14 protein-coding genes are annotated in these 16488 nt (G+C 36.3%); 8 read left to right on the forward strand and 6 right to left on the reverse strand.

Annotated elements, in window-relative coordinates:
- Positions 1-49: 49 nt before the first annotated feature.
- The 5 genes from JOC54_RS21675 to JOC54_RS21695 form a co-directional block, all read right to left on the reverse strand.
- The gene (locus JOC54_RS21675; RefSeq protein WP_204469138.1) at positions 50-670 is read right to left on the reverse strand and encodes a hypothetical protein; all 621 of its coding nucleotides are present in this window, start codon (positions 668-670) and stop codon (positions 50-52) included.
- A gap of 120 nt (positions 671-790) precedes the next feature.
- Positions 791-1795 (reverse strand): class 1b ribonucleoside-diphosphate reductase subunit beta, encoded by a 1005-nt coding sequence (nrdF, locus tag JOC54_RS21680; RefSeq protein ID WP_035421850.1) that lies wholly within the window; start codon positions 1793-1795, stop codon positions 791-793.
- Between the two features lie 36 nt (positions 1796-1831).
- The gene (gene nrdE / locus JOC54_RS21685) at positions 1832-3886 is read right to left on the reverse strand and encodes a class 1b ribonucleoside-diphosphate reductase subunit alpha (protein WP_239586879.1); all 2055 of its coding nucleotides are present in this window, start codon (positions 3884-3886) and stop codon (positions 1832-1834) included.
- Positions 3887-3896: 10 nt separating this feature from the next.
- The gene (gene nrdI / locus JOC54_RS21690; RefSeq protein ID WP_035421846.1) at positions 3897-4289 is read right to left on the reverse strand and encodes a class Ib ribonucleoside-diphosphate reductase assembly flavoprotein NrdI; all 393 of its coding nucleotides are present in this window, start codon (positions 4287-4289) and stop codon (positions 3897-3899) included.
- A gap of 260 nt (positions 4290-4549) precedes the next feature.
- The gene (locus JOC54_RS21695; protein WP_204469140.1) at positions 4550-5341 is read right to left on the reverse strand and encodes an SGNH/GDSL hydrolase family protein; all 792 of its coding nucleotides are present in this window, start codon (positions 5339-5341) and stop codon (positions 4550-4552) included.
- Between the two features lie 161 nt (positions 5342-5502).
- Between JOC54_RS21695 and JOC54_RS21700 the strand changes: the two genes are divergently transcribed.
- From JOC54_RS21700 to JOC54_RS21735, 8 genes are all read left to right on the forward strand, one after another.
- The gene (locus JOC54_RS21700) at positions 5503-6513 is read left to right on the forward strand and encodes a glycosyltransferase family 2 protein (RefSeq protein WP_204469143.1); all 1011 of its coding nucleotides are present in this window, start codon (positions 5503-5505) and stop codon (positions 6511-6513) included.
- Positions 6514-6666: 153 nt separating this feature from the next.
- Positions 6667-8046 carry a sugar transferase gene (locus JOC54_RS21705; protein ID WP_035421840.1) on the forward strand — a complete coding sequence of 460 codons (1380 nt, stop codon included), beginning with the start codon at positions 6667-6669 and terminating at the stop codon, positions 8044-8046.
- A gap of 86 nt (positions 8047-8132) precedes the next feature.
- Positions 8133-8879, forward strand: a complete 747-nt coding sequence (locus tag JOC54_RS21710; protein ID WP_051992679.1) for a CDP-alcohol phosphatidyltransferase family protein — start codon at positions 8133-8135, stop codon at positions 8877-8879.
- Between the two features lie 18 nt (positions 8880-8897).
- Complete coding sequence (locus JOC54_RS21715) at positions 8898-10100, forward strand: CDP-glycerol glycerophosphotransferase family protein (RefSeq protein ID WP_204469145.1); 1203 nt, start codon at positions 8898-8900, stop codon at positions 10098-10100.
- Positions 10101-10167: 67 nt separating this feature from the next.
- The gene (locus JOC54_RS21720) at positions 10168-10905 is read left to right on the forward strand and encodes an IspD/TarI family cytidylyltransferase (RefSeq protein ID WP_204469147.1); all 738 of its coding nucleotides are present in this window, start codon (positions 10168-10170) and stop codon (positions 10903-10905) included.
- Between the two features lie 9 nt (positions 10906-10914).
- A complete protein-coding gene (locus JOC54_RS21725) occupies positions 10915-11940 on the forward strand; it encodes a ribitol-5-phosphate dehydrogenase (protein WP_204469149.1) in 1026 nt (341 codons plus the stop codon).
- 96 nt (positions 11941-12036) lie between these two features.
- Positions 12037-13845 (forward strand): CDP-glycerol glycerophosphotransferase family protein, encoded by a 1809-nt coding sequence (locus JOC54_RS21730; RefSeq protein ID WP_239586877.1) that lies wholly within the window; start codon positions 12037-12039, stop codon positions 13843-13845.
- 43 nt (positions 13846-13888) lie between these two features.
- Complete coding sequence (locus JOC54_RS21735) at positions 13889-15289, forward strand: polysaccharide pyruvyl transferase family protein (RefSeq protein WP_204469151.1); 1401 nt, start codon at positions 13889-13891, stop codon at positions 15287-15289.
- Positions 15290-15391: 102 nt separating this feature from the next.
- Here the strand turns inward: JOC54_RS21735 and JOC54_RS21740 are convergent.
- The coding region (locus JOC54_RS21740) for an SH3 domain-containing protein (protein ID WP_204469154.1) at positions 15392-16488 on the reverse strand (1097 nt) is incomplete at its 5' end.

The following is a 16488-nucleotide window of genomic DNA, read 5'->3' on the forward strand; positions in this document are numbered from 1 at the left end:
AAAAGAGAGCCTGCGTAGAAGCTCTCTTTTTATAGATATGAATACATCTCTATTTTTTTAAGATATCAACAACAAATTGAGACCATGTTTCTAATCGATTATACGTTTCATCGGTTAGTAAGTCTTCTAATGTAATCCAATTACCAGCTAACTGATTTGTTTCTCTAACGGAAACTTCAGCGTCTTCTTCCAAATCTAATACAGATAAGATCCCAATATGGACGCGTCCAACTTCGTTTTCATCATCGTTAATTAATCCAATGGTTTTCATTGCTTTTTTCTTGTTTTTATCAAAGAAAAGTTCTTCATGTAATTCTCGTTCAGTGTTTGCTTCCAGCATATCCGTGAAGCTTGATGAGGAAACGGCATTCATATGGCCACCAAATCCAATTGATAATTTCTGATGGAGACGGGATTCTCCGCCGCCTTTTAGGCGCTCATAAGAGTAAATTTCATTGCCTCTACGTATAACAACGTAAGGAATTGGTTGCTTGTAAGCCGGATCTTCCTCGGCATTTCCACGACGCATCTCACTGAAATGGCGATTAATTCGGTTCATAATGGTAGCTACTTTTTCATGTCCGCTCGCTACACCTTGAAAAGAGAGTGTTTCATTATGAAAAACATGTTTACGAGGTGCAACAACGATCATTTCATCCATTTTTCCCACAATTGGTTCCTCCTGACGAAAAAAGTGACTTAAAGTCACTTTGCTTAACCTGTATATTATCATATACTGTCCCTTGCAGCGCAAGTGGATATTATTGTTTACATGGAAAAAGAGCAGGTGTTAAACCTGCTCTTGCGTTACTTTTGCTTGAGGTTCTGGAAAAAAGAAATCGTCATCTCGAAGTGGTTCAACAGTCGCTTTCTTATACCCATTTCCTTTCATTGAGAAGAAATCATGGGATTTCGTTTTTGTATTTAAACCATTTAAGACAATCGGGTTAATTTCTTCATCTTCATAGTAAGGATCAAACCCAAGATTCATTAAGGCTTTATTGGCATTGTAGCGAATAAACTTTTTTACATCATGTGATAAACCTACTGGATCATAAAGCTCTTCCGTATAAGCTAATTCATTTTTATAGAGGTCTTTCAGTAAATCGAGTGCATACTCTCTTAGTTCGCTTTGCGTTTCAGGTGTTTGTTTATTGTAGATCTCTTGGGCAAGTAGACCAATATACACGCCGTGAATCGCTTCATCACGTAGAATTAAGTTAATAATCTCGCCACTCTGCATTAGTTTTCCTTGTCCATAAAAATAAAGCGGGTAGTAAAAGCCGCTATAAAATAAGAAGCTTTCAAGATAGACGGAAGCAACCATTGCTTTAAACAGCGAGATCTCGTCTCCAGAGCGAATCGATTTATAGATGGAAACAATGGTATTGGCTTTTTTCTGTAAACGCGGATTCTCTTTCACCCATTCAAACACATCGTTAATTTGCTCAGTAGTTGCAAGCGTCATAAAGATATTCGAATAAGACTTCGCATGAACGGCATTTTCCATCATTGCCATAAAGTTTAAGACCGCTTTACGCTGATGTCCTTCTACATGTTCAGCGACTATTGGCATACCTGTATTGCCTTGTTCTGTGTCAAGTAGCGTTAAGCCAGCAAGAACTTTCATAAACGTATCTTTTTCAGCAGCTGAAAGATACTTCCATGTGAGAAGGTCACCGTTTAAGGCAACCTCCTCTGGAAGCCAGAATTGTTTCACGTTCTGGTTATAAAACATTTGTGTAAAATCATCTTCATGCTTGGACCAATTGGCCGCATCGTATACGTGTGTCATAAGCACTCTCCTTTATATTGAAACGAAATAATCCGCTTAGACTACACAAGAAAGGCAGTTATCTTGGCCCGTGTCTTTTGTGCGTGCATAGTAGATCGTTTTGATCCCTTTATGGTGTGAATAAAGGTCAATTCGGTTTAAATCTCGTGTTGTCATTGTGTCTTTTAAGAATAATGTAAAGCTAATTCCTTGATCGATATGCTGCTGGATCGTCGCAATCATATCAACAACTTTAAACATATCCATGTCATAAGCTTCTTTAAAGAAGAACCAGTTGCTCGCATCAAGACCAGGCATTGGGTAATACGTTTTTGAATTGCCGTACGTTCTTTCTTCAATTCGTTCCATAATAGGCATAACGCTCGCCGTTGCTGATTGAACATAAGAGATTGAACCAGTAGGAGCGATGGCCAAGCGATAGCTATGGTACAAACCGTGCTCAGAAACAAAGGCTTTTAGCTCTCGCCAATCTTCTTTTGTCGGAACAAACATTCCATCAAACAACGCTTGTACATTTTCATATTGCGGTGTGAAATCTTGTTCTACATATTGACTGAAGTATTCACCAGTAGCATAGGTGCTTTCTTCATAGCCATAGTACGTTTCTTGACGGTCTCTTGCAATCTCAGCCGAACGTTTAATGGAGAAGAAGTTCATCGCCATGAAGAATGTGTTAGCAAAATCACGCGCTTCAGGACTCTCATATGGAATATGCTTTTCAGCTAAGTATCCGTGTAAATTCATTGCCCCAAGACCAATTGATTTCATTTTCTGGTTCCCACGACGAACAGCAGGAGCATTTGTGATGTTTGTTGATTCAGATACACGAGTAAGGGCATCCGTTGCTAGAGCGACTGTCTTTTCAAGCGATTTGTTTTTCATGACGTTCATAATATTAATGGAACCTAGGTTACAAGAAATGTCTAAACCAACGTCATCTTCTTGATCGTAATCCGTGTACGTTGAAACTTTTGATGCTTGTAGAATCTCAGAACATAAATTTGAAAACTTCACATTACTAATATGATTGTTGGCATGAGCTTTGTTTACATTGTCAGCAAACATGATATATGGATACCCTGATTCGGAACGCAGAATGGCTAGTTTTTGGAACAAGCGTCGCGGGTTGATTTTCTCTTTACGAACGCATGGGTCGTCAACAAGCGTGTCATACATTTCGTCCATATTCATTTCATCGAGATGTTCACCATAGGCTTTGAAAACTGTATGAGGGTAAAATAAATAAGCATCTTTATCTTCACGCATCAACTCAATGAATTTATCAGGGATAACAACGCCGATAGATAATGTTTTCACTCGAACATCTTCATCAGCAGAAATTTTTCTTGTATCTAAAAAGTCATTAATGTCAGCATGGAAAATGTTTAAATACGCAGCACCGGATCCTTGACGTTGACCCATTTGATCGGCATAGCGGAAGGCGTTATCAAGCAGTTTCATAACGCCAACAACCCCTTTAGTCGCATTCGCTACATCTTTAATCGCTTCGCCTTTCGCACGGAGTTTCGATAAATTAAGAGCGACACCACCGCCTAATTTCGAAAGCTGCATTGAAATGTCCACGGCGCGACTAATATCGTTTAGAGAATCATTAATTTCGAGTAAGAAACAAGAAACAAGTTCGCCACGGCGCTTACGTCCTGCGTTCAAGAATGTTGGTGTTGCAGGTTGAAATTCTTGAGAAATCATAGAGCTAACGAGCGCTTTCGCTTTTTCGATATCACCATTTCCGAAAAAGAGGGCGACGATTGCGACACGATCTTCATAGCGTTCAAGGATTTTGCTTTTATCATTTGTTTTGAGGGCATAGTCATTGTAAAATTTAAAAGCACTCATAAAAGAAGGAAAGCGGAATTTTTTGTTGTAAGCCACATTCATAACTTCTTTAATTTGATCCATTGTATAAAGCTCGAGTAAGTTTTCTTCGTAATAATCATTTTCAATCAGGTATTCCATTTTTTCTTCTAAATCATGAAAGAAAACGGTATTCTGATTTACGTGATCTACAAAGTAGCTATGTACAGCATCTTTATCCTTACTGAATTGATAGCTGCCGTCTTTTGAAATCATGAGCTCATTGTTAAGCTGAACCCACTTTGGTACTTGATGTTGTGTTGATGTTGTCAATGGAATAGACCCCCTGTGTAAACGTGTGAACATCATTTGATGTTCCGCTTAACTCGAATGTATGAATAATAGGTACGCCATAAGTATCGGCAATTGTATGAGCGCTCCTTGCAAAACGATCGCCCCAGATGCGGTTTCCGCTCGCAGCAACGCCTTTAAGCCAACCATGGTTGTTTTCTAAGAAGTGACGGGTTTTAGCGGAAAGATCGCCAAAGCCAGTTGTGTACGTAATAAGAATAAATGGCTCGTCCACTTCTGTGTCCTTCGTAATTTGCTCACAATGAAGTGAAAGTTTCTCTGTAAAGCGCTTGACATTGCCTGTTCTGGAATCAAATAAAATTTTCATTGGCAGTTCAACTCCAGTACGTAATGGTCTAGATATAATACCACATATGGTAGACGATAAACGGAAAGAAATCAACATATTGATTCTATCCCCAACCTGTGGGCAAACGCGAAAACCGTGACCCCGTATAGGCTTAAGCTGTGGATAACGAATTCTCAACGTTTTTTCGACAAAAAACAGCGCCCTGCCAAAAAAGCAGAACGCCCCCCATTATATCGAATTTAGCAGAAATGAAAAGAGATTAAACCTATCACGTAAGCTTATGAATCAATAAAAAATTCGAGAAACGCGTCAGCCCATAATTGCTGCCCATCATCATTGGGTTTTCCATTTGTTAATAGAAGATCACGCTCAGCTGGCTCTTCTGGCCAGTAAGGCCAGTGATCAAAATAATGAACTGGTAAAGAGTCTGCTTGTTGATTCAATGCGTTGATTTGAATCGGATAAAAACTAGCTTGGACTAATGGATTTGAAGGAACGAGAATAATTTCTAGTTCAGGTAATTCATTCTTTAAATCAGTGAAAAACTCATTTAAGTATTCAACAGATTCCTGCGGTGGAATCGTTTCTGCGTGTGAATTATCATTCAACGTTAATGACTCTGCGATAAGAATAGTCGGCTCGGCTTCAATAATGTCATCCAGCCATTTATCCGTTACATTTGACGATATCGTGTCACTGTCAACAATGACTAAGTCGGTTTGAATAGCCAAAGGGTCAATTGCAGCTGAGGTTTCTTCCATCACAATCTCCGGCCACCCCTGACCAGACCCAGTGCTTTCAAGTGAATCGGATCCAAAAAAGAGGACATGGTGCTCTTGTTGATCATTCAATTGAAGAAAATTTCCTAACCAACCTTGTTCATAAATCTCAATATCAGTTCCTTCGTCCTGCTGTTGTTCTTCTTGGTTCGTAGAAGCAGTTGAAGTAGGACTTGTTCGATTTACAGCTTGATTAGCAATTTCTTCAACTTGATTCTGATAATAAAAATGGCTAAAAATAATTCCAGCTAAACTTAAGACAATTAAAAGCGGAAATACGGTTTTTTTCACAAAAAAACGTCCTTTCTGACAAATATCTACAATCTATTATAAGCATGGTTAACAAACTTAGAAAGAGTTAATGATAAAAGTGTTAAATTTTTATGTTATTATGACTCTTGGAGAAATGGAAACAGCTGTTGTTTGTGTTAAAGGTGAAGGAGATTATGTAAATGAAGGATCGTATTTATTTATCTATCTTATTAGTTGTTCGAAACGAAGAGCGCTATATTGCTAATTTACTCGACAATGTCTTAAACCAAGATAAAGGCTCATACGAAATGGAATTAATTGTTGTCGATGGCGAGTCAACAGACCAAACGAAAAAAATTGTGAAGGACTATGCCCAAAAATATCCACAAATAAAATTGATCAATAATCCTCAAAAAACACTTCCGGTTGGTTGGAATTTGGGAATTGATCATGCTGAAGGAAATTATGTGCTACGAATTGACGGTCATACATCCATACCTACGGATTTTCTAGCTAATTATGCTGAAGTCATTGCAAAGCAACCGAAGGCGGACGTGGTTGGAGGCATCATTCAGTCAAGAGGAACGGGCAAGCAAGGCAAACTGAACGAATACGTTTATTCCCATCGATTAGGTGTCGGGAATTCGATGTTTCGAACGCTTGAAGGGCGTGTTTGGGAAGGATATGTCGATACCGTTCCTTATGGTGCATATAAGAGCAGTGTATTTAAAGAAGTAGGTGGATTTGAAGAACGTTTGAAACGAAATGAAGATATCGAATTTCATAAACGTATGAGAGATAAAAACAAAACATTTTTCTTATCGACTACCATTACATCAACGTATTTCGTTCGAACAACATTAAAGGGGTTGATACAAAAGTCGTTAGATGACGGTAAGTGGAATATCATCGCTAACCGAACAACGCCAGGAGCACTAGGTACACGACATAAAATTCCGATCGTCGCTTTTCTTGTGGGATTACTGTTTGTAGTAGGCTCCCTTTTTAGTTCAACCATTGCAGTTATTTTTGCAGCAGTTGTAGCGATTTATGCGGCTTTAACGCTGGTTGCTTCAAGACGCTTTGCTAAATTAAATGGCTATCAGTGGCTGGTTCCTTGTGCGATGACATTCTTTGTCCTGCATTTTTTTCGAGGTTTTGGTTCATTTAGTGCGTTTTTCTCAAAAGCGTTTTGGAAAGCAAGAACTTAATTTATGTTTATAAGTCTTCAGATATGAAAAATCATGTAACAATGCCAAGCGCTATGGTATTTATTGAAAGCTCAAGGACTTAAAAGACATTCTTTCTATCTTATGATAAAATAATCGTTAGGTTGAAACACTATGAAACTAGGAGTCATGCATATGCCAAATATGATCCCAAATCGGACGACACGTGGCCTAACGATGCTCGTCGATTTAATAATAATTGTTCTTTCATACGGTTTAGCATTTTTAATTTTTAATGATCAAATGACACCAAAAAACTACGATGCGTTCGGATCAATTATTCCTTGGATTTTGCTTATAAGCGTATTGTTCCTCGGAATTTATGAACTTGATCGTTTAGTACAATACGATATGTGGGATATAATAAGAAAATTAGCGATTGCTGTTACGTTTATCTTGTTGCTAACAATGACTGTATCGTTTTTTTTCCGAGAGTTTGCAATGCCACGATCTGTTTTGCTATCAGCACATGTAATAGCATTTATCGCGCTGTTTATGTGGAAGTCCGCTTACACGAAATACAGTCAGCTATCACGAAAAGGGAAAGTTATGTTCATCGGTACTGAAAAAGAATTTGATGAAATGGAAGATAGTTTAGCTTCGTTCCTTTCAAAAAGCAGCTATGTGAGATGGTATGACAAGCGCGAATCCCTTGCTCAATTACGGAGTAAGATCAATCAATACAATGTTGTTTTCCTTGGCTCAAATTTAGATGAAGACAAAAAAGACCGATTGATGTTTCATGCAATGAAAAAGAAGAAGCTTGTTTATGTCGTACCGCAAGTAAATGATATGTTACTAATGAATACATCGGTTACCACTATGGACGATACGATGGTTATGCAGGTTAAGCCGTTTACATTAACGCTTACTCAATTACTGATTAAAAGAGCAGTTGATTTAGTGGCATCTGCGTTAATGGTCATCGCTACTCTACCGGTGATGGTTATTGCGGCAATAGGAATAAAGCTTGAAGACGGAGGTCCAATATTCTTTAGACAAGAACGAATTGGGAAAAACCATCAACCGTTTCATATTCTTAAATTCCGATCAATGGTAATGGATGCTGAGTCAAAAACAGGTCCAGTATTAGCACAAACAAACGACGATCGCATTACGAAGATCGGTAAATTCATTCGAAAAACACGAATAGACGAATTGCCCCAGTTGCTTAATGTCTTAAAAGGAGATATGTCGCTTATCGGACCACGCCCTGAACGCGACTTTTTCGTTGAACAGTTTCAACGAGAAAATAAGTGGTTTAATTACCGACATGCGATTAAACCAGGTATTACTGGTTACGCACAAGTAATGGGAAAGTATACAACAAATGCAGATAAGAAGCTTAAATTTGATCTCCATTATATTCGGAACTACTCAATCTGGTTAGATTGCACCATTCTGATGCAGACAATTCTCGTTGTAATTAATAAGGCAAAGTCTGAAGGTGAGCCAGTAAAGAAAACCAAAAGGTACAAACAAAGTAGCGGAGCACCTAAGCAAGTAAGGTCGTAGTTAATTGTACGAATGAGCCCTGCCCGAATATGGTGCGGGGCTTGTTTATGGAAAAGGAATGTACATGTGAGAGGAAGTTGACTAAAGTGAAAACGGAATACCCTACTATAAAGTGGGAAAGCGATAATATAAAAGCGTTACGGTCAAAGTGTCAAAAACCAGCAGCTGTTGAAGAGCCGTTTGCGCGCTATTTTTTAAGGCGTATCTCAATTTATGTAACGCTATTCTTTAATAAAATTGGATTGCCGCCTAATTTTGTTAGTCTATTATCTTTAATTTTTTTCTTTTTAACAGGACTAGTGCTTATTCCAGCTACACCATTGGCTCTACTATTAGGACTTATTTGTTATATCTTGGGTTACTTATTTGATTGCGTTGATGGAGAGATGGCTCGATTGCGAAATAAGACCTCAAAAAAAGGGGAGTTCTTAGATAATATCATTAGAGGAAACACGGTTATTATTACGATTGGAATTGTCCTTTCCATCATTTATCTATTAGGATTAATGGAATTTATGCCACTTGTCCTTATATATATTGGAACAACAATCGCTTTTCTTGGCTTGCAAATCCCTCTTGCATTTGAGATTACATTCTCAACTTCGGTTAATGATGATCCAGTATATCAATTGCGTAAACAATCGACATTTGATCAGATTGCTTTTTGGACAGGAATGCCAGGATTTTTCACTTTAATGGTGGTCATCATCCCGATTGAACTGCTGTTTGAAACGATCAACGTTTATTATTATTTTTCAATCATCTTTTTACTATTTTATACAATGAAAGTGGCTTTAAGAGGATTTATGACTTATATGAAAATTAAGCAGTAGATGGAGGGGCTATTAAATATGAAAAAAATTGGCCGAATGTTTGCCTCTGTCGTTAAACGTATACCTGTTGTTTTTGTCTATCAACTATCCAAATGGGTTCCAAAAAATAAAAACCTAATTATTTTTGGAGGTGAAAATGGAAAAGCCTACAGAGGAAATACTAAATATCTGTTTGAAGAAATAACTAAAATAGAGAATTTACAATCAGTATGGATAACCAAAAATAAAGAAACCATTAAACAAATTAGAGATCAAAACCAGCAGGCATATTATCATCGTTCGCTAAAAGGAATGGTATTACAGTTAAGGGCAAGTACGGCTGTCCATTCCCATTCAATACATGATGACTTTAATAAAGTCCTTCTTGGTGGAGTTACTTCAATTAATACTTGGCATGGTGTAGGTTTAAAAAAGGTTTGGGCAGCAAGGTCTCAAACATTTACTTACCGAGCATTACATGAAAAAAATAAAGTAATACGTTATTTCAAAATGCTCGTAGAACAAACGAATCGCGGAAAAACAAATTATGTGTTTTCAACAAGTGAGACGGTGTCTACTTTTTTTCCAGAAACGTTTACTTTGGATAAGTCCCATTTACCAATGCTTGGACAAGTCAGAAATGATGTTTTTTATAAGGACACAATAGAAGACGAAAATGTAGATGATGTCATTCGTTTTTCAAAGACAATCACGTATATGCCAACTCATCGAAACCATGGATTGGATGATCCGGATATAAACAATGTAATTGATTTTTTCTCGCTTAATAAGTTTTGTCATGAGAATGAATTGCTTTTTATCTTAAAACGACACATGTATAGCAAAGGAACAATACCTAAAGGGTTATCGAATGTTATTGATGTAAGCGAACAGGATATTGAGCCTCAACTTCTGTTAAAATATACAGACCTTTTAATTACGGATTACTCCAGCTGCTACACAGATTATTTGCTATTGAATCGACCAGTTATCTTTTATCCATTTGACTTATCATACTACTTAACACACTCTAACGAAATGTATTTTAATTACGAGGATGTCACACCCGGCCCTAAAGTGCATACATTTGAACAACTATTAGATGCGCTTAAGAACAGAGAGGCAGTTAATAAGGATTATCTTGATGAGCGCACTCGCGTTAGAGATATTTTTTATTCGAAAGATAATCAGCAACCTGTATTAAAGAAACAAGTGGAATTCATTAAACAAATGGTTAAGTGAAGTCAACAAACGAACATATATGATATAGTAAAAAAAATTAGAGATTATTGAGAGAGAGGCGAAGAAAATGATTTATGCTGCCATATTAGCAGGTGGGCAAGGAACAAGAATGGGGAATACTAAACTACCGAAGCAATTTCTTAACTTAAACAAAACACCAATTTTAATACACACAGTTGAAAAATTCATGCTTAATCGTAAGTTTGATAAAATTTATATTGTTGCTCCTAAGAAATGGATGACTTATACAAAGGATATTCTCAATAAACATTTACCCCTTACAGACCGTATTGAAGTCATTGAGGGCGGTAGCTCACGTAATGAAACGATTATGAATGCTGTTACTCATATCGAAAACCAACAAGGAATTAATGATGATGATATTATTGTAACTCACGACTCGGTAAGACCTTTTTTAACACATAGAATTATTGAAGAGAATATTAATGAGACATTACGCTACGGTGCTGTGGATACTGTGATTGATGCAATTGATACGATAGTTGAATCAAAAGATGATTTCTTTATATCGAACATACCTGTGCGTGATCACATGTACCAAGGACAGACTCCACAAAGCTTTAATATCAAAGTTCTAAAAGATACGTATCAATCATTAACAGAGGACGAACGCAATATTCTGTCTGATGCTGCAAAGATTTTGTTATTGAAAGGACAGCAGGTAAGGTTAGTGAAAGGTGAAGTATTCAATATTAAAATTACAACAGCTTATGATCTTAAAGTAGCAGAAGCTATTATACGTGATTCAGAAATTACAAATGTCGATACGGAAGAAGAATTGTAGGAGGGCATCATGATAAATCAAATTTATAGACTGGTTTCCCCTGGACGATTTGAAATAACATATAGAGATCTTTCTTTAAACACAGACAAAGTGATTGTCAGACCAAAATTCTTGTCCGTTTGCGCTGCTGATCAACGTTATTATCAAGGGCGGCGAGAAGCAAGTGTGCTGAAAAAAAAGCTGCCAATGGCATTGATTCATGAGGGGGTAGGAGAAATCGTTTTTGATCCTTCTAACCGCTTCAAAATAGGACAAACAGTTGTAATGGTTCCCAATACTCCAGTTGAAAATGATGAAGTGATTGATGAAAATTACCTCCCAAGCAGTAAGTTTCGGTCAAGTGGATACGATGGTTTTACTCAAGATTATGTCTTCATGGAAAGTGACCGGTTAGTGCCAATTTTTGAGGAATTAGACAATCATACTTCGGCATTCTTGGAACTAGTTAGTGTTGCTATGCACGCAGTAAGACGTTTCAAAGAAAAAACACACGTACGTAAAGAAAAGATAGGTATTTGGGGCGATGGCAATTTAGGTTACATTACAGCATTGATCCTAAAAAAAGAATACCCTGAAACGGAGTTAGTTGTTTTTGGCAAGAATGAACATAAGCTCGATTATTTTACCTTTATAGATGAAAAAATTCTTATAAATGATATTCCAACTGGTTACGCAATTGACCATGCTTTCGAATGTGTTGGTGGAAGAGGTAGCGAATCTGCGGTCGATCAGATAATTGATTGCATAAAACCAATGGGGTCAATTTCTTTGCTCGGAGTAAGCGAGTTACCTATTGAAATCAACACTCGTTTAGTGCTCGAAAAAGGATTAACTTTATTTGGAAGTAGCAGAAGTGGTACAATTGATTTTCAGGAAACGGTTGATTTCTTAAAAGAAAACAAAGATGTGATTGATTATCTTAGCCATCTAGTATCGAATGTCATTGAAGTATCTGCGATTAAGCACATTGATCGTGCGTTTGAAGAAGACTTAGTATCCAGTTGGGGTAAAACCGTGATGGAGTGGAAAATATAATAAATAGAGCCACAATGGCGGATAAATAACGTCTACGTGTTAATGAATCCCATTGATGGCTTTTTTAGTGGTTAGTAAAGGAGGCTTCACGTTCAGATGAGGGAAGAAAGTGATCAACAAGCGACTGATGATGGCATTATAACCATCACAGACAAAGAGCTTGCTGAAGAGTTAAAAAGGTTAAATAAGATAGATAAAGAGCAATTAAATCGTCCAGGTACAAAACAAATAACGGAAATGAATTGGAATGGCTCTTTCCTAAAAATATCGGGCTATGCTTTTATAAACGATACGAATGTCACTCATGAAGATCAAGTGAGTAAGAGTTTAATCCTGCAGAATACAAATGAAGAATCGTGTGTTTATGAATTTCCGGTAATTGATTTAGAAATTAATTCCCTTATGAGTCCAGAACAGCAGAAGAAACATAAGTGGGCTGGGTTCGAAGTAGAGATTAACTTTTCTCAAGTAACATTAAAAGCCGAACCATTACCTGAAGGTACTTATGAAACATACATTCAAGTTTGCGTAAAAGATGACAACTCAATTTATCAAGAAGCATTATTACCACTGGGAAATATAGAAGATTTAATCCAGAATGGTTTTCATTCAACAAAAATGGAGTATTTCTCCTCTAAGAGGTTTCTTCTTCATAATTTAATGGCTACCTATAATCGGAAGAAAAAAACGCTAGAAATTGTTTCAACTAAGCTAAAAGATATTAATCCGGCAGAACTTGAGTATCAAAACGTAAAATCTAAACAATACAAGTTCATGAGAAAATATGTATTTAAACTTTTATATATGATTTTTAACTTTCTTCCAATAAAAAAGAATAGAGTGTTGTTTGCTACAGATAGCCGGACTGAATTAAACGGAAACTTTGGTTTTATTCATGATGAAATGATAAGTAGAAATCTAGATATTGATTACAAATACATGTTAAAAGAATCAATTGATGAGAAGAAAACATTTAAAGACATTTGGAATTTAGCATTATGGAGTGCAACCTCCAAGAAAATTATATTGGATGATTTCTATCCAATGATTTATCCATTACGGATTCGAAAAGAAGCTGATTTAATTCAAGTATGGCATGCTGTTGGAGCATTTAAAACATTTGGCTATAGTCGAGTTGGACGACCTGGTGGTCCATCAATTAAATCAAAGAACCATCGTAATTATACAAAAGCAATAGTCAGTTCAAAAAATGTAGGAAGGCATTACGCTGAAGGTTTTGGAATTAAAGAGGAAGAAACAATTGTTCCAATAGGTGCTCCAAGAACGGATGTTTTCTTTGATGATACTTACAAAAATGCAAAAAAAGAAGAGCTTTACGATGAATACCCATTTTTAAAAGGAAAGAAAGTCATTTTATTTGCACCGACATTTAGAGGCAATGGGCAGAGCTCAGCGCACTATCCATTTGATGTATTGAATTTTAAAGAGCTTTACGATAATCTAAAAGATGAATATGTTTTTATCTTTAAAATTCATCCGTTTGTGAATAACAAAGTAACGATTCCGTATCAATATGTTGATTTCTTTTATGATTTTTCAGAGTACAGAGAAGTAAATGATTTGCTTTTCATAACAGATATATTAATTACTGATTACTCATCGGTGTGTTTTGAATTTGCCTTATTAAACAAACCAATGATATTCTTTGCTTATGATGTCGAGGATTATATCCGCCAACGCGACTTCTATTTTGAATATCAATCATTTATTCCAGGTACACTGGCAAAGAACACTGAAGATATTATCTCGAGTATTATAAATAAAGATTTTGAAAAGCAAAAAATTAAACCTTTTGTTGATTATTTCTTTGATCATCAAGATGGATTTGCTTCTCGAAGATTTGTAGACCAAGTTATTTTAGAAAACAACCCAGAGCAAATATAACTCACTTGTTATAGATGAATAAATTGATTTAAGGAGTTTAATTATGAAAAAGATATTAATAAGATCAGGAATTTCACCATTAGAAAGTTTTAAACCAACTGAGATATTATTCAATAATTCAATAGGCGGAAATGTAGGAAATTTAATTTATGCATATTCAATCTATCGAACTTTAACAACAGAGAATACAACTATAGTTCCAGATTATTATAAGATAGAGCCTGAGAATGCTGAGTTTATAAATACTAATTATGATGCATACGTTATTCCATTAGCTGACGCTTTTAGAGAACAGTTTATACCTCAATTAAAAAAATACACTTCGCTAATAAATAAGTTAACAATTCCTGTTTATGTAATTGGAGTCGGTCTTAGAGCATCATTTGAACCGAATTTGGATAAAGGATTTCCTTTTGATGATGCAGTTAGAGAATTTGTAAAAGCAGTACTTAAAAAATCTAGTATTATTGGAGTTAGAGGAGAAATAACAGCAAAATATTTAAGTAAATTAGGTTTTAAAGAAGGCGTAGATCATACAGTTATTGGGTGTCCGTCAATGTATACTTTTGGTAGAGAATTACAAATCAGAGATACAAACATATCTAGAGAGTCTAAAATAGCAGTGAATTCATCCATGTTATCACCTGACAATGTTCTAAGTTTTATTAGTAGAACGATGGAGGAGTATCCTGACCATTATTTCATTCCACAATGGATGAAGGAAATGACATTAGTTTATACAGGAACGGGTAAATTAAAAGATAATGATAATTATCCTACTAAGATGTCAGATGAAGTATATATGAGAGGTAGAGTACCGTTTTTCTTAAATGCTAAAACATGGATAGATTTTCTAAAAGATGTTGATCTAAGTTTTGGTGCTAGATTACATGGGAATATTACAGCAACTATTGCTGGCACCCCAAGTATATTGCTTCCAAAAGATGCTAGAATGAGAGAATTAGCTGAGTATCATCAATTAACTTATGTTTTTGCAAATGAATTAACTGAAAATACCCGATTAGAGGATTTAATAGATAGAGTCGATTTTCATGCTCCAGAAAAAGTACAGGGTAAAAACTTCGACAAATTTATTGACTTCCTTGATAATAATGGGATCGATCATATTTATAAAAATAAAAACACTGGTCTTGCTTATACAGCGCCATTAGATATTAAAATGGCGAATGTAGAACAACTTAAGCCTATATATCCAATAACAGCTTGTTCATCAGAAGAAATAGTACAACGTTTTGAAGACTATTTTCCATTAGCTGAAAAAAGAGCAGAACAAAAAGAAATTAAATTAAAGAATAAACTCAAAGAATCGAACGAAAAGCTTAATAAAGCAGAAAAAGTCATAAAAAAGCAGCAAAAGACGTTGCAAAGAAGATCTGTTAAAGTTGCATTAAAAGCGACGGATTTAATTAGAAGAAATAAGTAAAAATAAATTCAGGAATATATCACGTGAAAGAAATGTTTAAAAAGCACCTGGACTGTTAAGAATTTACAACAGTCCAGGTGCTTTTTTTTGTTTATAGGAAACTTAAATAGCTAAAGACTTAACCATAATCCATCCTTGTTTGTCTTCAAATTCAACAAGTGCAAAATCTCCGGTTTGCTCAATTATTTTCACTTCGTCCCCAGTCTCTAATTCAATCTCTGTTAGATCTCCTTGTGTTGGAGTTGAAAGGAGGAACGTTTTTTCATTTAAAATTGCGTGGCTATCTAACGTGATCTCATCAGAATCAGTCTCAACTTCAGCAGGGATGTCTACCTCTTCCTTAACAACGTCAGCCTCGACATTTTCGTCTGAGCTAGGTTCAGACGAAGTTTCTTCTGCCGCTTCATTAGAAGGAGCCTCTAATTCATCTTCAACAACATCAACCTCAGCAGTTTCATCTGTGCTAGAATCAGATGTAGTTTCTTCAACTGCTTCATCAGAAGGAGCGTCTAATTGATCCTCAACAGCGTCAGTCTCGACAGTTTCGTCTGAGCTAGAATCAGAAGTAGTTTCTTCAACTGCTTCATCAGAAGAAGCCTCTAATTGATCCTCGACAACATCAACCTCAGCAGTTTCATCTGTGCTAGGCTCAGAAGTAGTTTCTTCTACAGTTTCATCAGAAGGAGCCTCTAATTCATCCTCAACAACGTCAGATTCGACAGTTTCATCTGAGCTAAGTTCAGAAATAGTTACTTCTACCGCATCGTCAGAAATAGACTCGGTTTCTTCTTCAATAACGTCAGCCTCAATAGTTACATCTGTGCTAGGCTCAGATTTAGCTTCTTCAACAGGTTCTTCAAAACTCATACTAAATGTCCGAGCCATTACTTGAATTTTTTGCTGCGCATTACCTATTTGTACATATTCAGCGGAAACCCAACCAGTTTGTGAACCTACGGCAACTTGATACCAGCCGTTCTGTTCTTTAATAATCTCGAACTTTTGTCCAATATTAAGTGTGGTGAGGATCCTGTTATTTGTTCCTGCACCAGTACGCAAGTTGACTCTTGCGGTCGTAGTACCACTTTTTATTGTAGACTCTTGGCCACTCGTCTTCACATGGTCAGAAGAAACCCAACCTGTTTGCGAGCCGGCCTTCACTTGAAGCCAGTTGCCTTCTTGTTTGATGATCTCCAGCT

The organism is Shouchella xiaoxiensis, from assembly GCF_016907895.1.
Classification (GTDB): domain Bacteria; phylum Bacillota; class Bacilli; order Bacillales; family Bacillaceae_D; genus Shouchella; species Shouchella xiaoxiensis.

Excerpts from the sequence above, each read along its gene's own strand:
- nrdF (WP_035421850.1), bottom strand. The coding sequence starts at position 1,795 with ATGACACACGTATACGATGCGGCCAATTGGTCCAAGCATGAAGATGAT.
- nrdE (WP_239586879.1), bottom strand. The coding sequence starts at position 3,886 with ATGATTTCAAAAGACGGCAGCTATCAATTCAGTAAGGATAAAGATGCT.
- nrdI (WP_035421846.1), bottom strand. The coding sequence starts at position 4,289 with ATGAAAATTTTATTTGATTCCAGAACAGGCAATGTCAAGCGCTTTACA.
- JOC54_RS21700 (WP_204469143.1), top strand. The coding sequence starts at position 5,503 with ATGAAGGATCGTATTTATTTATCTATCTTATTAGTTGTTCGAAACGAA.
- JOC54_RS21705 (WP_035421840.1), top strand. The coding sequence starts at position 6,667 with ATGCCAAATATGATCCCAAATCGGACGACACGTGGCCTAACGATGCTC.
- JOC54_RS21715 (WP_204469145.1), top strand. The coding sequence starts at position 8,898 with ATGAAAAAAATTGGCCGAATGTTTGCCTCTGTCGTTAAACGTATACCT.
- JOC54_RS21720 (WP_204469147.1), top strand. The coding sequence starts at position 10,168 with ATGATTTATGCTGCCATATTAGCAGGTGGGCAAGGAACAAGAATGGGG.
- JOC54_RS21725 (WP_204469149.1), top strand. The coding sequence starts at position 10,915 with ATGATAAATCAAATTTATAGACTGGTTTCCCCTGGACGATTTGAAATA.
- JOC54_RS21730 (WP_239586877.1), top strand. The coding sequence starts at position 12,037 with ATGAGGGAAGAAAGTGATCAACAAGCGACTGATGATGGCATTATAACC.
- JOC54_RS21735 (WP_204469151.1), top strand. The coding sequence starts at position 13,889 with ATGAAAAAGATATTAATAAGATCAGGAATTTCACCATTAGAAAGTTTT.